Annotated in this window: 17 protein-coding genes; 7 read left to right on the top strand and 10 right to left on the bottom strand. The window is 71.9% G+C overall.

From position 1 onward, the window contains the following. Nucleotides 1-34: 34 nt before the first annotated feature. Nucleotides 35-1,678 carry an AMP-binding protein gene (locus O5O46_RS33015; RefSeq protein ID WP_269859342.1) on the bottom strand — a complete coding sequence of 548 codons (1,644 nt, stop codon included), beginning with the start codon at nucleotides 1,676-1,678 and terminating at the stop codon, nucleotides 35-37. Nucleotides 1,679-1,940: 262 nt separating this feature from the next. Between O5O46_RS33015 and O5O46_RS33010 the strand changes: the two genes are divergently transcribed. Continuing rightward, the gene (locus tag O5O46_RS33010) at nucleotides 1,941-3,884 is read left to right on the top strand and encodes an FAD/NAD(P)-binding protein (protein WP_269859341.1); all 1,944 of its coding nucleotides are present in this window, start codon (nucleotides 1,941-1,943) and stop codon (nucleotides 3,882-3,884) included. 5 nt (nucleotides 3,885-3,889) lie between these two features. On the opposite strand, the gene O5O46_RS33005 is transcribed toward O5O46_RS33010, so the two are convergent. Then, a complete protein-coding gene (locus O5O46_RS33005; RefSeq protein WP_269859357.1) occupies nucleotides 3,890-4,726 on the bottom strand; it encodes a metal ABC transporter permease in 837 nt (278 codons plus the stop codon). 14 nt (nucleotides 4,727-4,740) lie between these two features. Continuing rightward, on the bottom strand, nucleotides 4,741-5,346 hold the full coding sequence (locus O5O46_RS33000; protein ID WP_269859356.1) for an ATP-binding cassette domain-containing protein: 606 nt from the start codon (nucleotides 5,344-5,346) through the stop codon (nucleotides 4,741-4,743). A 186-nt stretch (nucleotides 5,347-5,532) separates the two neighbouring features. On the opposite strand from O5O46_RS33000, the gene O5O46_RS32995 reads away from it, so the two are divergent. Genes O5O46_RS32995 through O5O46_RS32980 form a run of 4 tightly spaced genes read left to right on the top strand, consistent with a single transcriptional unit; the run spans nucleotide 5,533 to nucleotide 9,993 of the window. Beyond that, nucleotides 5,533-5,739: a hypothetical protein gene (locus O5O46_RS32995; RefSeq protein ID WP_269859340.1), complete on the top strand. Its 207-nt coding sequence runs from the start codon at nucleotides 5,533-5,535 to the stop codon at nucleotides 5,737-5,739. Next, the gene (locus O5O46_RS32990) at nucleotides 5,736-7,982 is read left to right on the top strand and encodes a heavy metal translocating P-type ATPase (RefSeq protein WP_333482444.1); all 2,247 of its coding nucleotides are present in this window, start codon (nucleotides 5,736-5,738) and stop codon (nucleotides 7,980-7,982) included. The genes O5O46_RS32995 and O5O46_RS32990 overlap by 4 nt, the downstream gene beginning before the upstream one ends. Then, nucleotides 7,979-8,494 (top strand): copper chaperone PCu(A)C, encoded by a 516-nt coding sequence (locus tag O5O46_RS32985; RefSeq protein ID WP_269859339.1) that lies wholly within the window; start codon nucleotides 7,979-7,981, stop codon nucleotides 8,492-8,494. The genes O5O46_RS32990 and O5O46_RS32985 overlap by 4 nt, the downstream gene beginning before the upstream one ends. 47 nt (nucleotides 8,495-8,541) lie before the next feature. Continuing rightward, complete coding sequence (locus O5O46_RS32980) at nucleotides 8,542-9,993, top strand: metallophosphoesterase family protein (RefSeq protein WP_269859338.1); 1,452 nt, start codon at nucleotides 8,542-8,544, stop codon at nucleotides 9,991-9,993. Here the strand turns inward: O5O46_RS32980 and O5O46_RS32975 are convergent. Next, a complete protein-coding gene (locus O5O46_RS32975) occupies nucleotides 9,990-11,321 on the bottom strand; it encodes an FAD-dependent oxidoreductase (RefSeq protein WP_269859337.1) in 1,332 nt (443 codons plus the stop codon). The two genes, O5O46_RS32980 and O5O46_RS32975, sit on opposite strands and share 4 nt — an antisense overlap. 154 nt (nucleotides 11,322-11,475) lie before the next feature. Between O5O46_RS32975 and O5O46_RS32970 the strand changes: the two genes are divergently transcribed. Further along, nucleotides 11,476-12,387: a squalene/phytoene synthase family protein gene (locus tag O5O46_RS32970; protein WP_269859336.1), complete on the top strand. Its 912-nt coding sequence runs from the start codon at nucleotides 11,476-11,478 to the stop codon at nucleotides 12,385-12,387. Between the two features lie 4 nt (nucleotides 12,388-12,391). On the opposite strand, the gene O5O46_RS32965 is transcribed toward O5O46_RS32970, so the two are convergent. From O5O46_RS32965 to O5O46_RS32955, 3 genes are read right to left on the bottom strand one after another with little or no spacing between them, the layout of a single operon-like run. Then, nucleotides 12,392-14,305 (bottom strand): primary-amine oxidase, encoded by a 1,914-nt coding sequence (locus tag O5O46_RS32965; RefSeq protein WP_269859335.1) that lies wholly within the window; start codon nucleotides 14,303-14,305, stop codon nucleotides 12,392-12,394. Nucleotides 14,306-14,326: 21 nt separating this feature from the next. Continuing rightward, the gene (locus O5O46_RS32960; protein WP_269859334.1) at nucleotides 14,327-15,847 is read right to left on the bottom strand and encodes an APC family permease; all 1,521 of its coding nucleotides are present in this window, start codon (nucleotides 15,845-15,847) and stop codon (nucleotides 14,327-14,329) included. Nucleotides 15,848-15,883: 36 nt separating this feature from the next. Next, entirely contained in the window at nucleotides 15,884-16,837 is a 954-nt protein-coding gene (locus tag O5O46_RS32955; protein WP_269859333.1) for a hypothetical protein, read from the bottom strand. Nucleotides 16,838-17,169: 332 nt separating this feature from the next. Here O5O46_RS32955 and O5O46_RS32950 point away from each other — a divergent pair, with 332 nt between their 5' ends. Next, on the top strand, nucleotides 17,170-18,435 hold the full coding sequence (locus O5O46_RS32950; protein ID WP_269859332.1) for an LmeA family phospholipid-binding protein: 1,266 nt from the start codon (nucleotides 17,170-17,172) through the stop codon (nucleotides 18,433-18,435). A 13-nt stretch (nucleotides 18,436-18,448) separates the two neighbouring features. On the opposite strand, the gene O5O46_RS32945 is transcribed toward O5O46_RS32950, so the two are convergent. The 3 genes from O5O46_RS32945 to O5O46_RS32935 are packed head-to-tail and all read right to left on the bottom strand — an operon-like array spanning nucleotide 18,449 to nucleotide 20,614. Continuing rightward, nucleotides 18,449-19,318 carry an arylamine N-acetyltransferase family protein gene (locus O5O46_RS32945; protein ID WP_269859331.1) on the bottom strand — a complete coding sequence of 290 codons (870 nt, stop codon included), beginning with the start codon at nucleotides 19,316-19,318 and terminating at the stop codon, nucleotides 18,449-18,451. Between the two features lie 30 nt (nucleotides 19,319-19,348). Continuing rightward, nucleotides 19,349-20,182, bottom strand: a complete 834-nt coding sequence (locus tag O5O46_RS32940; RefSeq protein WP_269859330.1) for a flavin reductase family protein — start codon at nucleotides 20,180-20,182, stop codon at nucleotides 19,349-19,351. A 21-nt stretch (nucleotides 20,183-20,203) separates the two neighbouring features. Further along, on the bottom strand, nucleotides 20,204-20,614 hold the full coding sequence (locus O5O46_RS32935; protein WP_269859329.1) for a VOC family protein: 411 nt from the start codon (nucleotides 20,612-20,614) through the stop codon (nucleotides 20,204-20,206). Nucleotides 20,615-20,641: the final 27 nt, after the last annotated feature.

Here is a 20,641-nt window from a genome sequence, read left to right as displayed (position 1 = left end):
CCCGTGGAACGGGTTGGACGAACGGATCCGGGAATTACTCGGAGCGGCCGTCGAGAATCTCCAGCGTGCCGTCGAACCGCCAGCGGCCCTGCCGTCCGGAACGGCGCACCGCGACGCCGTCGGCCTCCTCGAACCGCGACGGCGGTGCCAGCCCGATGCGGTCGCAGGGCAGTGCCATGCCGTCGGCGCACACCTCGCCGACCAGGCCCGGCCCCAAGGGGCGGCCGTCCTCGTCGGCAACGCGCAGCCGCATGTCGGTGGTTGGCAGCAGCCTGCCGCGCGGGTCCCCCCATTCGCCGTCGCCCGGCTTGACCTCGGCCGCCGCCCAGGGCAGCGGGCCGTCGTCGGGCGCGTACTCCATGAACAGCCGGGTGCCGGGCAGTTGGTCGAAGTGCCGGGCCTGGTCGCCCGGTGGGCAGGGGCCGCCGGTCAGCACCACGCACCGCGGCGGACGCGCCCCGTCCAGCCGCGGCAGCAGTCGGGCGTAGGCCGTGGGTGTCAACAGGGCCTCGGTGAAGCCGTGTCGGGGCCACTGCCCCGCCCCGGTGTCGGCCAGGCACACGGTGCCGCCGGACTGGAGCGCCCACCACATGCCCGCGAGGGCGGCGGGCGCGCACAGTGGACCGTCCACCAGCACCCGCTCGGCGGGCACCCCGGCCCGGCTGATGCGCCCGGTGGTGGCGCTCACCCAGGCGTGGTGGTCGATCAGGTCACCGTGGATCCGCCCGTCCTCCCCCGTCCGCACCATCAAGTAGGCGCAGTCGGTGAAACCGGAGCGCGGCAGTGAGCGGTCGGCCTGGTCCGCGTCGCCGTCCAGCAGGTCCGCCACGCCCAGCGCGCGCATCCCCGGCGGGAGTTGGCTCGGGGCGGGCGGCCGGTCGCACAGCGCCACTCGGGCCCGGGTGAGCCGCACGGCCTCGCGCAGCCCCTGTTCGACGGCGCCGCACGGAAGGGGTACGCACACGGCACCCGCCCGTAACACCGCGACATGGGCGACGACCGTCTCCAGACCGTCACCGGTGCACACGAGCACCGGCTCGCCGTGCTGTACGTCGCCGCGGACCAGCGCGGAGGCGAGCCGGGTGGCCCGCCGGTCGGCCTCGGCGTAGCCGAGGGTGCGCCCGTCGGCCACGGCGATGGGACGGTTCGGCCGCTGCCTGGCCCAGCGCGCGACCAGTTCGTCGAGGGAGATGGCGGGCACGCTCGCCAGCCGCCGCTTCCAGCCCTGTAGCTCCCGGGCGTCGGCCGGGCTGCACAGCGGCAGTTCGCGCACCCGGGGTGGCCCGCCGCCGGCCGGTCGCAGTGACTGGACGGCCGTGATAACCCGGGAGATCTGGCGTTCCGAAAGGTCGGTGCGCAGGGCCAGTCGGTCACCAGGCCCTTCGAGCACGTGCAGGGTGGCGCGGCCGGGCAGTGCGGAACCGGTGCCCGTGGTGCTGATCGTGATCGGCCCCCGGGCGCTCGCGGTGGCGTCGGCGATGCGCCGCGCGATACCGGTCACGGTGTCGTCGGGGCTCGGTGTTACGGACAGGCTCGCCGATCCGGTACGCACCGTGGCGGTGCGGTCCGGTGCCTGGCGGGCGAGCACGGCCAGGGCGACCGCCTGCACGAGGTGGCGGGCGGGTACGCCGCCGCTGAACGCCACCTCCGCGATTCGGTCAACTGCTTCGCAAGCCAACGCAATCCTTGAATATTCCCCCGTTTTGGCATCCATCGCGTATGAAGCCCCTCCCGTTGCTCCGTGGATGGCATCGCAGATGTCCGGTTTAGCTGCTCCCCGTACCATAGGTCACTTTCCATAGTTCTACTCTAGTGTTCGACTCTAGTCAACGCTTTCCCTCCGCATTACCCTGCGCCGGGATCGACCCGGTGCATGGCGTCGTAGTTCGGCAGGGTCTAATGTCGGCCATCGCCGATGCCTCGACCCTGGGAGAAACCGGATGACAACACGGCAGTTCGCGGTCTGCGTTATCGGATCCGGACCGCGTGGACTGTCGGTCTTCGAACGAATCTGTGCCAACGCCGCCGTAAGACAGCCGAGTTCGGAACTCTTCGTGCATCTGGTGGACCCGTACCGGCCGGGGGCCGGAAATACCTGGCGCACCGACCAGTCGGGCGAGCTACTGATGAACACCGTCGCCTCCCAGGTGACCTTGTTCACCGACGAAAGCGTGGAGCTCGAAGGCCCGTTGCGCCCGGGGCCCAGCCTGCACGAATGGGCCAGATTCCTCACCGTGATGGGGACTTTGGAGGAAATGGACGAGCATGTCCTGGTCGAGGCCCGCGAGTTGGGACCCGACTCCTATCCCCCCCGCCGGTTCTACGGGCACTATCTGGAGTGGGTCTTCCGGCGCACCACGGCCACCGCGCCCGGCGGCATCCATGTGGTGACCCATCAGGCCCGCGCCGTGGCACTGGACGACACGCCGGACGGCGGCCAGAGCGTCCGGCTCAGCGACGGCACGGTGCTGAGCGACCTGGACGCGGTGGTGCTCGCCCAGGGGCACACCGCCGCGCGTACCACCGGGGTGGAGGCGGAGCTGGCCGACTTCGCCGAACGGCACGGCGCCGTCTATGTTCCGCCGGCCAGTCCGGCCGACGTCGACCTGTCGGTGGTACGGCCCGGCGAACCGGTGCTGCTGCGCGGGCTGGGGCTCAACTTCTTCGACCACATGGCCCTGTTGACCGTCGGTCGCGGCGGACGCTTCGCCACCGAGGACGGCCGGCTGGTCTACCGGCCGTCGGGGCGCGAGCCTCGGCTGTACGCCGGTTCCCGGCGCGGCGTCCCGCACCACGCCCGCGGCGAGAACCAGAAGGGCGCGCACGGCCGCCACCAGCCGCGGGTGCTCACCCCCGAGGTGGTCGCCGGGTTGCGGGATCGCGGCCGACGCGGCGGCGGTACGGACTTCCGGCGCGAGGTCTGGCCGCTGATCGCCAAGGAGGTGGAGACCGTCTACTACACCGCGCTGGTCGCCCGCAGCGGCGCCGCGCCCGCTCCGTTCCGCCAGCGGTACCTGGCAGCGCCGTGGGGAAGCACCGAGGAGACGCGACTGCTGGCCGAGGCGGGCATCGGCCCGGCCGGGCGCTGGGACTGGCAGCGGATCGCCCGGCCTTACGCCGACCGGGAGTTCACCGGTACCGCGGACTTCCACGACTGGCTGCTCGACCATCTGCGCGCCGATGTCGCGGCGGCCCGGGAGGGCAACATCGACGGCCCGGTGAAGTCGGCCCTCGACGTGCTGCGGGACCTGCGCAACGAGATACGCCTGGTGGTCGACCACGGCGGACTGACCGCGCGCTCCCAGCGCGATGATCTGGAGCGCTGGTACACCCCGCTCAACGCCTTCCTGTCCATCGGGCCGCCCGCTCACCGAACCGAGCAGATGGCGGCACTGATCGAGGCCGGAGTGCTGACCGTACTGGGACCGGCCACCCGAATAGCGACATCGCCGGAGACGGGAACGTACATCGGCGAATCGCCCCTGGTGCCCGGTTCGCGGACCCACGCTCGGGTGCTCATCGAGGCACGGTTGCCGGAACCCGATCTGCGGCGCACCGCCGATCCGCTGCTGGGCCATCTGCTGCGCACCGGACAGTGCCGTCCCTACACCGTCGGCGAGACGTACGAGACCGGCGGCCTGGCGGTCACCGAGCGGCCGTACCACGTGGTGGACGCGGCGGGCAGGGCGCATCCGGGCCGGTTCGCCTTCGGCGTGCCCACCGAGGCGGTGCACTGGGTGACCGCCGCCGGGGTGCGGCCGGGCGTCAACTCGGTGACGCTCACCGACGCCGACGCCATCGCGCGGGCCGTACTCGCCCGCTGCTCCCCGGCACACCGCGCGGTACCGGACCAGCCCGCAGGGACCGGCCGGGAGGCCGGCTGAGCCGGTCAGTGCGGTGCCACGGCATCGAGCGCACGCCATGAGCCGGCCCCCCTCTCCGGCAGCAGATGGGCGACAAGGGCCACCGCGCCCGCCGCCAGGACGAGAACGGGTCCTGGCGGCAGGTCCCATCCCAGTGCGACCAGGAAGCCGGTGGCGTTGACCACCACACCGATGCCGACGGCCCACAACGTGATCGCGCCGAGCGAGCGGCCCAGCCGCCGTGCGGCGAGCGCGGGCAGCAGGGTGAGCGCGTCGACCAGCAGCGCCCCGGTGAGCCGGATGGCGCCCGCCACCGAGACCGCCACCAGGACCAGCAGCAGCACCGTGAGCCGCTGTGCGGGCACGCCGGAGCAGATCGCCAACTCCCGGTCGTGCAGCAGCAGTGCGAGGTCCCGCCGCCGCCACACGAACAGCGCGGGCACCACCACCGCCAGCGTTCCCAGGACCGCCAGATCGGACGGCCGCACCGCCAGGATGGAGCCCCACAGCAGCGCGAACGCCCCGTTGGCGTTCACCCCGGACAGTGCCAGCACCAGCAGCGCCGCCGCGATCGCCAGGCTCATCAGCAGCCCCATCGCACCGGACAGCGCGTCCGGCGTACGGGCCAGCGGTGCCACTCCCGCACCCGCGACCGCGCAGGCCAGCAGCGCGCACAACACCGGGTCGAGACCGGCCAGTTGGCCGATGGCGATGCCCAGCAGTGCCACATGCATCATGGCGAACCGCACCGGCATGATGTCCAGGCCGACGATCACCACGCCCACCACGGGCAGCCCCAGCGCGGCCAGCACCAGCCCGGCTCCGGCTCGCTGCACCGGCAGCAGCCGCACCAGCTGCGCCATCTGGTCGAGCGCGCTCACGAGACCTCCCGCAGCCGCCCCGCGGCCATCTCCAGCACCCGGTCGCAGCGCGCGGCCATGGCCCGGTCATGGGTCACCACCAGCAGGGTCACCGGCAGTCCGGTGAGCACCTCGGCGGCCTCCTCCTGTCCGGCGAAGTCCAGTGCCGCCGTGGGCTCGTCCGCGAGCACCACCCCGGCGCCAGCCGCTACACATCCCACCGCGCGAGCCAGGTGCATGCGCTGCAGTTGGCCGCCGGACAGGCTGCTCAACGGCCGGTCGACCAGAGAGCCCACGCCCAGCCGCCGCGCGGCACGTACCGCCTCCGGTAGGTCACCGCCGCTGCTGAGCAACTCCCCGGCCAGCAGGGGAAAGCGGCCCGGCGCCGGACGCTGCGGGATCCACGCGCAGGCCCTGCGCCGCCACGCCCACTCGGCCGCGCTGCGGCAGCCCCGGCCGCCGACCAGGATCCCGCCGTCCACCTGGCGGTGCAGCCCGAGCACCGCCCGCAGCAACGTGGTCTTGCCGGAACCGTTGGTACCGGTGAGGGCGACCTTCTGGCCCGCGGCCACATCGAGGTCGACACCCCCCACCGCCTCCAGTCGGCCGTGTCTGCACACCACGCCGCGAAGTCGTATGTCCAGGCCGCCATCAGGGGAGTCCGGGTGGCGGGTGGCGACCCGGCCCGGCTGCTCGCTGCTCAGTTCCACGCGACAGTAGTCGGACGGTCCGCCCGTCCGGTTCCAGCGTTCCACCAGGCGTCGCCAGGCGGCGGGAACCAGCCGCGGACCCGGGCCGACTACCGGGACGTGATCGCAACGTACTCGGCAAGAAGGGCGGTACCGGCGCTCCTTGGCTTCGCCGTCGCCCTGGGGGTCGCCTTCGCGGCGTCGTTCCTGGTCGGCAGGTCCGTGGGACCGGTCGCCCCCGACCTGCGGCCGGGACCGCAGCAGTCCTCGGGGGACGGCGGCATGCCCGGTATGCCCGGCATGACCATGGAGGGCACGCACCGGTGACCGACACACGCACCACGGACCTGGCCATCGGCGGTATGACCTGCGCGGCCTGCGTGTCCCGGGTGGAGAAGCGGCTGACCAGGATCGACGGCGTCACCGCGGGCGTCAACCTCGCCACCGGCCGGGCGCGGGTGGTGCATCCCGCCGGTGTCGAGACGGCGGAGTTGATCGCCTGCGTCGAACGCGCGGGCTACACCGCCGACTTGGTGCGCGACCAGCGCCCGGTGGATCCGCAAGCACCCGGCGAGAACGCCGACCGGATCCGGTTGGGGTTGGTGGCCGCGCTGTCCGTACCCGTGATCGCCCTGTCGATGGTGCCGTCGCTGCAGTTCCGCGACTGGCAGTGGCTGTGCTTCATGCTGGCCGCGCCGGTGGCGACCTGGGGCGCCTACCCGTTCCACCACAGGAGTTGGCGCAGTCTGCGGCACGCCACCGCGACCATGGACACCCTGGTGAGCCTGGGCGTACTGGCCTCCTTCGGCTGGTCGGCGTACGCGCTGTTCGTGGGCGGCGCCGGGGCACCGGGCATGCGGATGCCGTTCTCGCTCACCGCGGGCGCCACCGCGGGCGCCACCGCGGGCGCGGACATCTACCTGGAAGCGGCGGTCGGCGTACCGCTGTTCGTGCTGTGCGGACGGTACCTGGAGGGCAGGGTGCGGCGGCGTACCGGATCGGCGCTGCGGGCGCTGGCCGAACTCGGCGCCAGGGACGTGTGGATACGCCGGGACGGCACGGAAGAACGCGTTCCGGTGGATCGGCTGCTGCCGGGACAGGAGTTCGTGGTGCGGCCGGGCGAGAAGGTCGCCACCGACGGCATCGTGGTGGACGGCCGCTCCGCCGTCGACCTGTCGCTGCTCACCGGCGAGAGCGCCCCGCGGGAGACCGGCCCCGGCGACCAGGTCACCGGCGCCGCCCTCAACATCGGCGGAACACTCGTGGTGCGGGCCACCGCGGTCGGCGCCGACACCCAACTCGCCCGGATCACCGCCCTGGTGGCCGACGCGCAGGCGGGCAAGGCCAGGTCGCAGCGGCTGGCGGACGCGGTGGCCGGGGTGTTCGTGCCCTGTGTGCTGACCGTCGCGGTGTGCGTGCTGGGCTTCTGGTTGGGCGCCGGAGCGGCGCCGCAGTCGGCGGTGGCCTCGGCGGTCGCCGTGCTGGTGGTGGCCTGCCCGTGCGCGCTGGGGCTGGCCACGCCCACCGCGCTGATGGCCGCCGCGGGACGCGGCGCCGAACTGGGCGTCCTGGTGCGGGGACCCGAGGTGCTGGAGAGCCTGCGGCGGGTGGACACCGTGGTGCTGGACAAGACCGGCACCCTGACCACCGGCCGGATGCGGCTGGCCGAGACCACCCTCGCCCCGGGCCACGACGACGAGGTGCTGCGGCTGGCCGGAGCGGTGGAGCACCGCTCGGAGCACCCGTTGGGGCGGGCTCTGGCGGCCGCCGCCCGGCAGCGCCACGGCACGCCGCTGCCGGAGGTCACGGACTTCACCGCCACACCCGGCAGCGGAGTGGCGGGAGTTGTGGCGGGACGGCGGGTTCGGGTGCTGCGGCCGGACGGCGGCGCACCGCTGCCGGAACCGTTGCGGGAGGCGCTCGACCGGGCGGCGGAGCAGGGGCACACGGCGGTGCTGGCCGAGTTGGACGGCCTGCCCGCGGCGGTCTTCGCGGTGGGCGACACCGTGCGGCCGGGCAGCTACCGCGCGGTGGACCGGATGCGCCGCATGGGTCTGGCGACCGTGCTGCTCACCGGCGACCAGCCCGGCGCGGCCCACGCGGTGGCCCGGCAGTTGGGCATGGAGCGGGTGCACGCGGCGGCCACTCCGCAGCACAAGGCCGAGGTGGTCTCGGCGCTGCGGGCGTCCGGCCGCACCACGGCCGTGGTCGGCGACGGGATCAACGACGCCGCCGCGCTCGCCGCCGCCGACCTGGGCATCGCCCTGGGCACCGGCACCGACGCGGCGATCGGCGCGGCCGGACTCACCCTGGTGCGCGGCGACATCGAGGCACTGATCGACGCGGTACGGCTGGCCCGGCGCACCCTGGCGACCATTCGCGCCAACCTGGTGTGGGCGTTCGGCTACAACGCCGTACTGATACCGCTTGCCGCGGTCGGGCTGCTCAACCCGATGCTGGCGGCGCTGGCGATGTCGGTCAGCTCGCTGCTGGTCGTCGGCAACAGCCTGCGGCTGCGCACCTGGGAGCCCGCGCCCCGGCGCGTCCCGATCTCCGGGAGTCCGCGATGAAGCCGCTGACCACGGCGCTGGCACCACTCGGCGCGGCCGTCACCACGCTGGCGCTGCTGTGCGGCTGGGTGCTGACGGGCGGCGCGGGCAGGGCGCGGCCGGTCCAGGTGGCCGACGGGGCGATCCTCATCCCCTCGGACGGTGCGGGCGCGCGGACGGCGGCGTTCTTCACCGTACGCAACCCCGGCGATGTCCCTGCCCAACTGACCGGGGCCAGTTGGCAGTTCGACAGCCCCGTCGCGCTGCTGCGGCACCAGCACCTGGGCGCCGCCGGCCGCTCGCTGCCGACCGGCGCGCTTGCGGTGCCCGCACGGGGCGAGTTGGCGATGGCACCGATGGCCGGGGACCTCGTGGTGACCGTTCCGGTGCCGCTGCGCGCCGGCCAACGGGTGCGGTTCGCGCTGCGGTTCCGGGACCGGCCGCCGGTGCGGGCGGTCGCGGTCGCGGTGCCGGTGGGCTGCTGGCACGCGACGGACGGGTGCGGCAATCGGGTCGTATCGGGGGACCCGTAATCCCGGATTCTCCCCAAGTTCAAGGCGGAGGAGCATACTTCCCAGCCATGGACTGCTGTCCCTCCTCTCGCCGGCAGGCCCTGTTGTGGGCCGGCCTGGTCGCGGTACTGCCGTTCGCCGACGTGGCCACGGGGGCGGGCGCCGCCTCCGCCGCCGCGCGGCCCAAGGGGCTGCTGGTGACCGATCTGGAAGTGGTGACGGTCACCGACACCAGTGTGGTGATCACCTGGTTCACCGGCTCGACGACCGACGCGGACCGCTACGGTGCGCCCACCCCCGTGCCCGCCGACACCGAGCTGCTGCTCGGCGAACCCGGCAACCCCGGCTCGCTGCGGACCGTGCTGCACGACACCGCCCCGACGGCGTTCCACTACGCCGAGGTGCACGGGCTGGAGCCGGGGCGTACGTACGCCTTCCAGGGCCGGTCGGCGGGGCAGGTCGCCCAGCAGGCCGCGTTGCAGTTCCCGGGCAGCGGTGGGTCGATGGACGCCCCAGGGGTGTTCACCACGCTGGTGCCGCCGCCCGGTCGCCATCTGTTCACCGTCGCGCTCTGCAACGACCTGCACATGGGCGAGCAGACCGCCGGCATCATCGTCGGCGACTGGCCGCCGTCGTTCCAGCAGGACCCTGGGCTGCCGCCGTATCCGGAAGTGATGCTGGAAGCGCTGCTGGACGACCTGCGCAAGCCGGACCGGGGCGCCGACGCGCTACTGGTCGCCGGTGACCTGACCGCCGAGGCCCGGCCGCGGGACGTGGCCCGGGTACGGCAACTGCTGGACGGCTGGGGCAGGTTGAGCCGGGACTACTTCGTGGCCCGCGGCAACCACGACCGCCCGCACGTGGGGAAGGACTACGCGGGGTGCACTCCGGTGCCGGGCGCGGACGACCACCACGACTGCTGGGGGGACACCTTCCCCTACCGGCGGCAGACGCTGTCCACCCACGAGGTGGGGGGTTTGCGGATCATCGGGCTCGACACCACGACGTTGGACGCGGCGGGCGGCACCCTGGACGACGGCCAACTGGCCGATCTCAGACGGGCGTTGCGGGAGGACCGGGACCGTCCGACGCTGCTGTTCGGCCACCATCCGGTGACCTTCGAGTCGGCGGTCACCACCGCGGCCGGTCCCGGCTTCGACCTGGACCAGGGCAGGGCCCGGGAACTGGAGGCGCTCTACCGGCGCACCCCGGGCGTCTTCTTCCACCACTGCGGGCACACCCACCGCAACAAGCGCACCTTCGCGCAGGACAGCAGCGCAGTCGAGTTCCTGGAGGTCGCCGCCACCAAGGAGTATCCGGGCGGCTACGCACTACTGCGCTGCCACACCGGTGGATACCAGGTCAACTTCTACAAGACCCGGACAGAGTTGGCGAAACGCTGGAGTCAGCGTACCCGCGCCGAGTACTTCGGCCTGTGGCCGCACTACACCCTGGGCACCATCGCCGACCGCAACCACACCGTGCTACGGGACCTGTCGGGTCTGGTCCCGGTGGGCTAACCCGCCCGCCTACGACCGGAAAGCGCCTTGGCCACGCGCAACACGGTGGACGGACGTGTGAGCAACCTGGGGTGCTCACGCATGTTCACCACGTCGACGAACACCTGGTTGACCTCGGGGTCGGTGACGGTCGCGGCCAAGAACCGCTCGCTGTACCAGCTGGCGAAGCGGTAGCCGGGCGGGTACGGGCCGGTCACATGCGGCTGCGCGAGGTCGCCCAGGGTGGAGAGCTGCCAGGCCGCGTCCACCACCACCCGCACTCGGCGGAAGTACCCCCACGCGGGCTCCTGCAGCGACTCTCCCGAGCGCAGGAAGGCCGACAGGCAGGACGCGTGCAGCGTCGCCGACGCCATCCCCTGGCCGTAGACGGGGTTGAACGCGGCGACCGCGTCACCCACCGCGACCAGTCCGGTTGGGAACCGGTCCAGCCGCCGGAAGTCGCGGCGGCGGCTGTCCGCCACGCTGTGCACGACGACCCCGCCGAGCATCTCGCACCGCGCCGCCACCTCCTGGAACGGCTCGGCCCCCAGCTTGCCGCACCGGGTGAGGAACTCCTCCGGGTCCCTGGTCGGCCGCCGGTCAGCGTAGTTGGCCAGTACCACCATCCAGCGGCCGCCCTCCACCTCGGACATGGCCGCGGTGTCCTCCGGCGGCTGTCCGGCGGCCGGAGCGCTGCTCAGGCACTGCGCGGTCGTGACGCCCGGCAGCTCGGTGCCGCGGCCGAACAGCGCCGTGGCGTATCCGAGGTCGATGCGCATCCGCTCCAGTGGCGGCGCCTGCCAGCCCGCCGCCTCCAGCCAGGCACCGAGCCGGCTGGCACGTCCCGTCGCGTCCACCACCAGGTCCCCGGCCAGCTCCTCGCGGCCGTCGCGGTCCGCGCCGAGCGGCAGGTAGTACGCACCGCTGACCCGGTTGCCGGTGAACCGCAACCCGTCGACCCGGCCGCGCACCACCGTGACGTTCTCCCGCGCCAGGACCCGGCGCCGCACCCGGGACTCGATGAACGGGCGGGTGGCACCGAGCAGTTGGCGTCCGGAGACGGAAACCTTGCGCGCTCCGTCGAGGTACTGCCACATGCGATCCCAGTCGGACAGCACGGCTCCGTCGTCGACGAGTTCGCCGATCAGCCCCGGGAACCACCGCTGGAGCTGGGTGCCGCCCATGTCCAGCAGGACGTGCAGATGTGCCAGCTGCGGCACGCCCGGTCGGGCGCCGTCCGTGTCGAGGTCGTCCGCGTCGACGATCACCACGCGCTCCGCGTGGTCGCTCAGCACCCTGGCCGCCATCAGCCCGGCGATGCTGCCACCCAGTACCAGTGCCGTACGCATCCACACCCCCTGTCACCGGTTCCCCGCCGCAGCCTACGGCGGTACGGCTCCGTCACGTCCCCGGCACCCGCACCGGCCGCACACATTCGGCCATTCCGCTTACCGATAGGCTTCCGGTGCCAGTCAGTCCCCAAGGAGGAACGGTCAACGGCCAATGAGCTCATGGAAGACGGCACTTGACGCGGCTGACATCAGGGACGCCGGGCTGCGCGACGACTACACCGGGCAGCGGAAGATCGTGGCGCGATACCGGCGCAGTTCCTATCTGGCCGCCAGGCTGCTGCTGCCCGCTGCGTTGTTCCCGCATGTGATCGCCGCCACGGCCTTCATGCACCACGGCGACACCGTCATGGACAGCGGTCCGGAGGCGGAACGGGCCGACAGCTACGCGGAGTGGGAGAAGCGGGTACGCGAGGCGCTGGACACCGGTGGGAGCGATCTGCCGGTGCTCAGGGCGCTGCTGCACTCCATCGGCGCCCATCCGCGGCTGCGCGACCATGTCGAGGAGTACCTCAGCACGGCCCGCACCGACCTGGAGTTCTCCGGCTTCCCGACCGAGGCGGACTACCAGCGCTACGTCGACGACTACTCGCTTCCCTCGTTCATGCTGATCGCCTGCCTGCTGGCACCGCAGGACGGCCTTGAGGCGTATCGCGCGGCCTGCCGTACGTACATCGACGGCAGCCAGCGCCTGGACTTCGTCAACGACCTGGCCGAGGACCTGCGCGGCGGACGGCTGGCCGTTCCGGTGGAGGTCATGGACCAGTACGGCGTGACCCGCGCCGACCTGGAGGAGGCCCACGACACCCCGGGCACCCGCGAGCTGCTTCAGCATCTGCTGGACCAGGCCGACGGCCAACTAGCCGCCGCCCGCGCCCTGGTGGACCTCGTGCCGCCCGCCAACCGCCCGTTGGTCCGGGCGCTGATCGAGCTGGAACGGCTCACCGCGACCGCGGCCGCCACCAAGGAGATCGCCCTGCTGCGCGGTCCGGCAAGCCCCTCGTCGCCGGCGGCGCTGGGCGTGCTGGCCCGCGAGTACCTGCGGGCCAGGCGACTGCGGCCATAAGGCGCTAACTGGGAAGATCCAGCGCCGGGTTGCGGTCGAAGAACCCCGTCGGCCTCAGCATGAACCCGGACACGTCAACGGGCATCACCGGCCACTCCTCCAGCCGCGGCAGATGTGTGGGCCCGAAGGTGTGCCAGAGGGTGAGTTCGGTGTTCTCCAACGGCTCACCGGCGGCGGTCCATTCCGGTAGTCCCGCCCCGCCGGGATGCTGGTTGGGGTAGTCCCCGGCGGGGTAGTGCCGGTCGGGCCGGTACCGGGTGACCCACAGGTGCTTGGTGCCGTAGGCCATTCGGCGCCGCGCCGCCGACCCGGGCCGCGCCAGCAGCACGGGACCCGGCTGCGGCACGAGTGTGTACGCCACCGGTTCGCCCATCCGGTTGCGCACACCGGGATTGGTGATACGCCACCGCCGGCCCACCGCCGCGTCGGCGATCCGGCCGCCCTCCGCGCTGTCAGCGATCACGGTGCCGCGCACGGTGAAGGCGTTGCCGTTGGGGTTGCCGGGACCAGTGGGAACCGGTACGACGTCGACCTCCTCCACCGTGTTCCGCGCGCCGTCGACCGCGGCGTCCAACCGCACACAGAACAGATGCTGGTGGTACGGCGCCAGCAGCCCCGGCGCCACCTCCGTACCGTGCGGCGATCCGGTGCCGGGCCGGATCGCCGACGTCTGCACGATGCCGGTGGACTTGGCCTCGAACCCGATGGTGCCGTCCTGGTGGAAGTACCAGTAGAAGCCGTAGTCGTAGTTGCCGACGGTCGCGATGTAGGAGACGACGAGCCGCCGCGCGCGGCGGCTGTGCGCCGCGTCGTCGTTGAAGATGTCCGTGTGCTTCCACAGCAGCCCGGCGTCCTCCTCGTGCACACAGACGGCGTTGGGCAGCGTGTACGCGGCGCCCTCGTCGTCGGCGAGCACCGCGTCGAGGTAGCGGATCTCGCCCAGGCAGTCGCAACCGAGCTTCAGCGCGTTGGCGTTGCGGCCCAGTGAGTACTCTCCGGCGTCCAGGAACGCCACCCAGTTGCGGGACGCCTCCGCCTCGCCGTAGGCCACCGCCATCTCGGCCAGCGAGGCGCGGTGCAGTACGGAGCGTTCGCGGTCCCCGTCCCGAAAGGTGATCTGGTGCAGTACCAGGCCCTCACGCGCGTTGAAGTCGATACGGAAACTCCACTTCTGCCAGCTGAGTTGGCGGCCGCAGATCTCGAACGAGGGCCCCTGCGGCTGGCGGATCTCCAACGGGCGCAGACCGGTGCGCGGCGGCCCGTTGAACTCGGCCTCGTACCGGCCGCATTCGGCCGGGACGGGCACCGCGCCGGTGTCGATCAACCGCACCACGCGCCGCTCGATCACATCCACGTCGGCGAACAACCCGCCCACCGGATGCGCCCACGGGCTGTCTGTGGCGTCGCAGCGCAGCCAGGTCAGGGAACGCAGCAGTCTGCGGCCGCCGTCGCCGTGGTCGGTGGCGCTGCCCGCGCACAGTGGTGCGCAGATGGCGAGTCCGGTGTCGGTGATGCCGCGCTCGGCCATGGCCTTGCGCCAGCCCGGGTCGCCCTTGACCACCGAATCGACGACCTCGTACTCCTCGAAGGTGACCGGCGGCTGGCCTTCGGTGGCCGGGTCCAGCTCCCGGTGGGAGAGCAGCAGCCCGGCGGTGACGTCCACCACCGCCTCGGCGGCGGCGCCGGTACGGGAGTCGAGCAGGGTGACGCGCAGTCGGCGCGTCACGTGGTCGCCGTCGCGGTGTGCGGTGGCGGTGTGCCGGTCGGGCTCGTCGAGCAGCACGAGCGGGAAGCGGGTGAACTCCCCCGCCTTACCGGAGTGTTGGAGGACGCGCCGGGCGGAGTCGATCTCGTCGGCGGTCAGCGGGTCGAGGGGGTGGGCGTCGGCTGCCGCGCGCTGCGGGTGGCAACACGTCATGACGGTCCCTTCGTCAGGTGGTCATGGCCGCGACGCGGCGGCCCTCTCCAGTTGGAAGGCCTCGTTGCCCAGGCCGATGCGGGTGTGTACGGCGGGCCGCGCCGCCTTCAGCACCAGCCCGTAAACCAGGCCGCCGACCGCGGAAAGCCCGATGATGCCGGGCAGCATCCAGCTCAGCGCGGAGCCGGGGTCTGCGCCCAGCAGCACGCCGAAGTCCTTGACCGTCAGCACCGCGATCACCAGCAGCGCGGCGCCGGCCAGTCCCGAGGCGGCCAGCCGCCCGGCCTGGGCGCGGGCCGCGCCGTGCCGTACGAAGAAGGCGATGACGGCGGCGCAGGCCGTGGCCATCAGCAGGATGATGCCGAGCGCTCCGACGTTGCCCATCCAGGTGAACAGATGGAGCACCGGCGCGGTCGGGTCGTCGTGCGGCCTGTTGTCGGTCGCCGCGAAGACCAGCACCACCACCAGCGAGACAGCGCTCTGCAGGAGCGAACCGTAGGCGGGTGCGCCGCTGCCCCTGGAGGTGCGGCCGACCGCCGCGGGCAGCAGCCCCTCACGCCCCATGGCGAAGGCGTACCGCGCGACCACGTTGTGGAAGCTGAGCATGGCGGCGAACATCCCGGTCACGTAGAAGACGTGCATGACGTCGGTGAAACCGGCCCCGAGCCGGTTCTGCGCGAGCCAGAACAGCAGGTTGGGACCCTGTTTCTGGGCCGTACCGACGATCTGCGACGGCCCCGCGGCCACGCTGAGCGCCCAGGAGCCGACGACGAAGAACAGCGCGACGAAGCCGACCGCGAGGAACATCGCCCTGGCGACCAGCACATGCGGACGGTTGGTCTCCTCGGCGTAGACCGGTGCCTGCTCGAAGCCGACGAAGGCGGCGACGCAGAAGCACAGCGCGGTACCGATGCCCGCCCCGCCGAGCGTGCCGGGGTTGAAGGAGTGCAGGGACAGCCCGTCCCTGCCCGGTTGTGCCAGTCCGGCGGCGTCGAAGGCGAGCACCGTGGCGCACTCGACCAGCAGCAGCACGCCGAGCACCTTGGCGTTGAGGTCGATCTTCAGCCAGCCGAGCGCGCCGACCACCACCACGGCCACCAGCGCGGGGATCCACCAGGCGACGCCGATGTCGAAGTGCTTGGCCAACTGCCCGGACAGTTCGAAGCCGAAGATGCCGAAGATGCCGACCTGCATGGCGCTGTAGGCGACCAGTGCCACCACGGACGCGGCGGCTCCCGCGGTGCCGCCGAGACCGCGGGCGATGTACGCGTAGAACGCACCGGCGTTGTGCACATGCCTGCTCATCTCCGCGTATCCGACGCTGAACAGCATCAGGACGACGGCGAGGATCACGAACAGCAGTGGTTGCCCCACGACGCCCATCTCGCCGAACGTGGTGGGCATGACCCCGGCCACCACCATCATCGGCGCGCTGGCCGCGACCACCGACAGCAGCAGCCCGGGCAGGCCCAGACGGCCCGCGCGCAGCCGTCGCTCCTGGCCGAGATAGGTGCTGATCTCGCTCGTGCTGCCCGTCAACATGCGGTGCGTTTCCTTCCCTTGGGGGGTTGGGCGCGGTTACGAGGAGCCGAGCGCGGCGCGGCGCACGGCACGGAACGCCTTCTTCGGGTCGCGGTCCGGATAGGACCAGGGCACGTGCGTCGCATGCGGGCCGATGCGGGTGAACAGCGCGGCGGCCTCGGCGACGCGGCCTTCGTAGAACTTGGCGTGCGCCAGGTAGTTGAGGTCGACCTTGCGGCGTGGATGGTGGTGGTCGTCGTCCCACTCCAGCCACCAGTCGAAGGCTGCCTTCATGGCCTGCCGGGCGCGGCGGGTGGTCCAGTGCCCGGAGTGGGCGGGGTCGCGCGGCTCGACGCCGGTGCCGGCCAGTACCCGGTAGCGCTCGGCGTGGGCGACCACCGGTAGTACGGCCAGCGGTGAGTCGGCGGGCGCCTGCTCGGCGGCCCAGGAGGCGAAGTCGTACACCTCGTGCAGCGGGTCGTCACTGTCGCCGGGCGCGCGCTCGGCCAGGCAGGCGGCCATCAGGTGGTGGGCGTGGTGGTGCTCACGGTGCCGGGTGCGGACCTGGTCGAAGGCGCGTACCCGTTCGTCGTCGGTCCCGGTGCGGCGGGCCAGGATGAGCAGGCCGAGCCAGGGCGAGGGGTCCTCGGGGGCCATGCGGGCGGCGGCGGCGCAGGCCTCGTGCGCGTCCCGGGCGGCGCCCTTGCCGTGTACCGCGCGGAAGACCGCGGCGCAGGCGAGCAGGGCGGCGGCGTCCGCGCTGTCCGGTTCGGCGAGCTGCCAGTCCCGGGCCCAGGCGGCGCTCGTCGGGCCTTCGGCGAGCACGACGAGGCGGTGCCCACGCCGGTCCCAGTCGTCGCCGGTGGCGGCGAGCAGGGCGCGGGCGTGTTCCCATCGACCGCGGGCGAGTGCGTCCCGGACGGTGGCCAGCTCGCTGTCGTCCAGTGCCGGATCGAAGCTGATGTCGTCCCTGCGTCGGGAGCGTCCCAGGGGAGGCGGAGGCGGCGTCATAGACGTACTTCCTCCACGGCGCACTTCCCCTCCGGGCGACTGGTCAGATCGCCCGTGTACCGGCACAGGGCAGTCACAGAACAACCACAGAATCGTGTGATCACGCACAGCAAAGCGGCAGGCGTCGCCCCGCGTCAAGAGCGGACCGGAACCGAACTCTCCCCAACTCCCCCTTCATTCAACCGAGTTAGCGCCTGTGACCTGCCGTCGACCGGCATCGCGCTGTCCGGAGGGAACCGGGATTCCGTTAAGAGACTTGCGGTCCGTACGGGTGTTCGTGATGAGATCGTTCGATGGCACCCCACACCACGAACAGGACGACCGTGGGCCATGTGTCCGGGGATTCCCGCCCCCACATCAGGGAATCCGAGTGGCGCAACCCGTACGAGGAGTTGGCGGATCCGCGCGGCGCCGAGCCGTTGCCGCCCCACCACAACCCGTACGAGGAACTGGGTTTGCTGGACCTCCGCGAGGAGGACCGGCACGACCCGCTCGGTCTTGGTCTGCGACCGGAGTACGACGACGATCAGGAGCCGGTTCACCGCGGCGCCCACCGGCGGCACCGGCCGCGGCGCGGGCTCAGAGTTCCCACCACCGCCAAGGCCCTGGTGGCCGTGGTCACCTGCGGGGCCTTCCTCACTCTGGCGGACCGCTGGGCGGCGCTGTACGCCGAGAAGCAGGCGGCGCACCGGCTCAAGGAGGCCATGCACCTTCAGGCCGACCCCGAGGTCGACATCCATGGCTTCCCGTTCCTGACCCAGGTGGTGCACGGACGGCTGGACCAGGTGGACATCACGGTGCCGCATGTGTCAGCCGGGCCGGTCTCCGTCGCCAGGGTGGACGGGGCGGTGCGGGACATCCGGGTCCTGGGCGATGTGCCGTCCTCGATCCGCGGCGCGGTGATCGGGCGGATGCAGGGCAGTGTGCTGCTGGCGTTCGACGACCTCGACCGTGAACTGGGGTCGTCGCAGGTGAGGTTCAGTGCGCAGGACGATCATTCGGTGCTCGCCGAGGGGCAGTTGCCGATCGCGGGCTACCGGGTGCGGGCGCGGGCGGTGGCCCATCTGCGCCTCGACGGCAACCGCTCGGTCAACACGGCCGTGGACGACATGCTGATCGACGTTCCGGGGGTGGCGAGTTACACCCCGGGTGACCACGGCGGACTGCGGCTGGCCCGGCCGATGGCCGAGCGGATCCGCACCGACGCCGCGAAGGCCAAGGCGCTGCTGTCGGTCGGCTCGATCGCGGAACGCCTGGGGCTCACCCCGCGGATGGCCCAGGAGGCGACGCGCAGCGACGCGGTACTGCGACGGATCACCGACGATCCGCGCTTCGTGGAACGGCTGATGCAGGTCAACGTCCTCGACCTGGTGGAGCAGAACCCCTGGATACTGGGGAAGCTCGGTGTCGATCCCTCCCTGGTGCAGGGGCTGCGGGACATCCAGGTGCCCAAGCTCGCCGAGCGGTTGTCGCTGTCGTTCAGACTGCCGCAGCTGCCCGGTGGCATACGGCTGCGGGACGTGTCGGTGCGGCACGACGGGATCGAGGTCCATGCCTACGGCACCAATGTTCCGGTGGGCGAGGGCACCAAGCTGTGAGTGGTAGGGGTGGTCATCGCCGTAACCCGTCGATGGCGGCGACCACCCGTGCCATGTCCTCCTCGGGAAGGGTGATCCGGAAGACGTCGGCCAGGGTCTGCGGAACCTCGTCCGCCTTCAGCTGCCAGGTGTCGACCGTGCCGTCCGGGTGGGTGGCGGTCAGCTCGGTGGCGGCCAGGGCGTAGAGGGCCCCGGGTCCCATCTGCTGCACCAGCAGCCGGTTGGCGAACGGGGAGGACGGGTGGGTGGACATGTAGTGGTTGGCGACGGTGTAGTCAACGGCGTAGCGCGGGTCAAGGGTGAAACCGTGCATGTCGAACCAGCCGTCGGCGCCCAGAGAGCGCAGCATCCACTCCTCGGCACCGGGCACCGGCGTCTGCCGTTCCAGCCGGAACCGCCAGCCGTCGGGGGTGATCTCGGTGCCGTCGGCGAGTTCCACCGGCTCCAACGGATCACGGCCGAAGCCGACGTCGCAGATCCAGGTGCGCCCGGTGTCCGGGGTCTCGTCGGTGCCCACCCGCAGCAGCGCGTGGGTGGCCGGACGCAGCAGGTCGGTGCCCACACGGACCCGGGCGGCCAGTCCCCAGACGCTGAAGCCGAGCCGTTCCAGGGCGGCGGCGAACAGCTTGCTGTGCTCGTAGCAGTAGCCGCCGCGGGGACGCCGCACCATCTTGTCCTGGAGGCTTTCGACATCCAGCGGGATGGCGCGGCCCAGCACCATCTCCAGGTTCTCGAAGGGGATGTTGGTGACGTGCGCGCGGTGCAGGGCGCGCAGTGTCGACAGGGTCGGGGAGGTGTCCCCGTGGTAGTCGACACGGTCCAGGTAGGCGTCCAGGTCGAGCTGTTCGCCGTGCCAGCTGCGGGCGTCAGTGAGTGCTGTCATGAGACTTGAGCTTCCAGGGTCGGCTGGCGGTCAGCCATGGCCGCGCGCCGAGGTCGTCAAGTCCGGGTGTTCGACGTCAGGTTGGTGCGGTGCGATCCGGGCGTAACCCGGCTCAGCGCCCTGCCGTTCCACTTTGATCCGTGCGGCGGAACGCGGCGGCAGGCCGGGGGGCAGCGGTACGTCGAGCAGGAGGTCGCCGAACTCACCGGACGGATGCTCGCCCAGTCCCACCGTCGCGCCGCCCGGTAGCAGCAGGCTCAGCCGCCAGACATCCGGCCCGTCGGCGGCCGGACCGGTGGCCGCGATCCGCACCGCGCCGTTCGGCAGCGGGGCCGCGGCGGCCACCACGGCGGAACGCCGCACCGGGCCGCCGAGGGTGTGCATCGGGCCGTGTTTCACCAGGGGTCTGCGCTCGGCGTCGGGAAGGTGGCAGGCCACCACCTCGCCCACGAACATGGTGTGCACGGGAAACGGCACCGTCTCGCGCAGCACGCACTCCAGGGCCACCACCCCTCCGGTGACCCATGGGGTGGTGATCACCCGGGGTGTGCCGAACTCGACGAGTTCACTGGTGGTCTTGTCGACCTGGGCGACGGAGAAGCTGCCGACGAAGTCCGCGAGTTCCGCCTGCCGCTCCGAGCAGAGGGTGAGGCCGAACTCCCCGGTGTCCGGCAGTAGTTCCCGGGTGACGGCTTTCGGACTGAGGACGACCGCCGCGTACAACGGTTCCTTGTTGACGAAATACGACCATTCCGCCGACATCACGTTGACGCTGTTTCCATGGCGGACGGAAATGATCCCGACCGCGCTGGTCAACTTCTTCCACAGTCTGCTGGGCAGTTCGGTCGGGACCGTGAGGGACATTCCGCTACCTTCGGGTGGGAGTCAACCGCGGGTGTTCCAGGTCCGTTCGGTGAGCACCACGCGGTATCCGTCGGGATCCGCGATGGTGACGCCGAAGCGGTCCCAGTAGGGGTTGTGCGAGGGCACCACGGTGCCGCCGTGCCGTACCGCCCGGCGCACCGCCTCCGGTGGTACCGGTTGGCCCAGGTAGATGACGAGCAGGTCCTCCGGGGTCGGGGTGGGCCGCACCACGTCGTGGGCGCTGGCGGTGAGTTCGAGGTGCCAGTTGCCGTCGGCGGGGCCGGTCATCAGCAGATCGCGTTCACCGGCCGCCGGGTCCCCGGCGATCCGGGCCAGCCGGGCCAGGCCGAGGCCGTGCACGTAGAAGTCCTCGCTGGCGTCCAGGTCGAGCACCGGACGGGCGATGCGGAGGGTGAGGTGCGGTTCGATCACGGCGGGGGTTCCCCTTCGTCGGTGGTC

Origin of the sequence: Streptomyces sp. RPT161, from assembly GCF_027533845.1 — a bacterium.
GTDB classification, from domain to species: domain Bacteria; phylum Actinomycetota; class Actinomycetes; order Streptomycetales; family Streptomycetaceae; genus Streptantibioticus_A; species Streptantibioticus_A silvisoli_A.
This window is presented reverse-complemented; position numbering and strand designations above follow the sequence as displayed.

Excerpts from the sequence above, each read along its gene's own strand:
- O5O46_RS32965 (WP_269859335.1), bottom strand. The coding sequence starts at position 14,305 with ATGACGTGTTGCCACCCGCAGCGCGCGGCAGCCGACGCCCACCCCCTC.
- O5O46_RS32955 (WP_269859333.1), bottom strand. The coding sequence starts at position 16,837 with ATGACGCCGCCTCCGCCTCCCCTGGGACGCTCCCGACGCAGGGACGAC.
- O5O46_RS32940 (WP_269859330.1), bottom strand. The coding sequence starts at position 20,182 with ATGTCCCTCACGGTCCCGACCGAACTGCCCAGCAGACTGTGGAAGAAG.
- O5O46_RS33010 (WP_269859341.1), top strand. The coding sequence starts at position 1,941 with ATGACAACACGGCAGTTCGCGGTCTGCGTTATCGGATCCGGACCGCGT.
- O5O46_RS32975 (WP_269859337.1), bottom strand. The coding sequence starts at position 11,321 with ATGCGTACGGCACTGGTACTGGGTGGCAGCATCGCCGGGCTGATGGCG.
- O5O46_RS32945 (WP_269859331.1), bottom strand. The coding sequence starts at position 19,318 with ATGACAGCACTCACTGACGCCCGCAGCTGGCACGGCGAACAGCTCGAC.
- O5O46_RS32970 (WP_269859336.1), top strand. The coding sequence starts at position 11,476 with ATGAGCTCATGGAAGACGGCACTTGACGCGGCTGACATCAGGGACGCC.
- O5O46_RS32980 (WP_269859338.1), top strand. The coding sequence starts at position 8,542 with ATGGACTGCTGTCCCTCCTCTCGCCGGCAGGCCCTGTTGTGGGCCGGC.
- O5O46_RS32960 (WP_269859334.1), bottom strand. The coding sequence starts at position 15,847 with ATGTTGACGGGCAGCACGAGCGAGATCAGCACCTATCTCGGCCAGGAG.
- O5O46_RS33005 (WP_269859357.1), bottom strand. The coding sequence starts at position 4,726 with ATGGCGCAGCTGGTGCGGCTGCTGCCGGTGCAGCGAGCCGGAGCCGGG.
- O5O46_RS32985 (WP_269859339.1), top strand. The coding sequence starts at position 7,979 with ATGAAGCCGCTGACCACGGCGCTGGCACCACTCGGCGCGGCCGTCACC.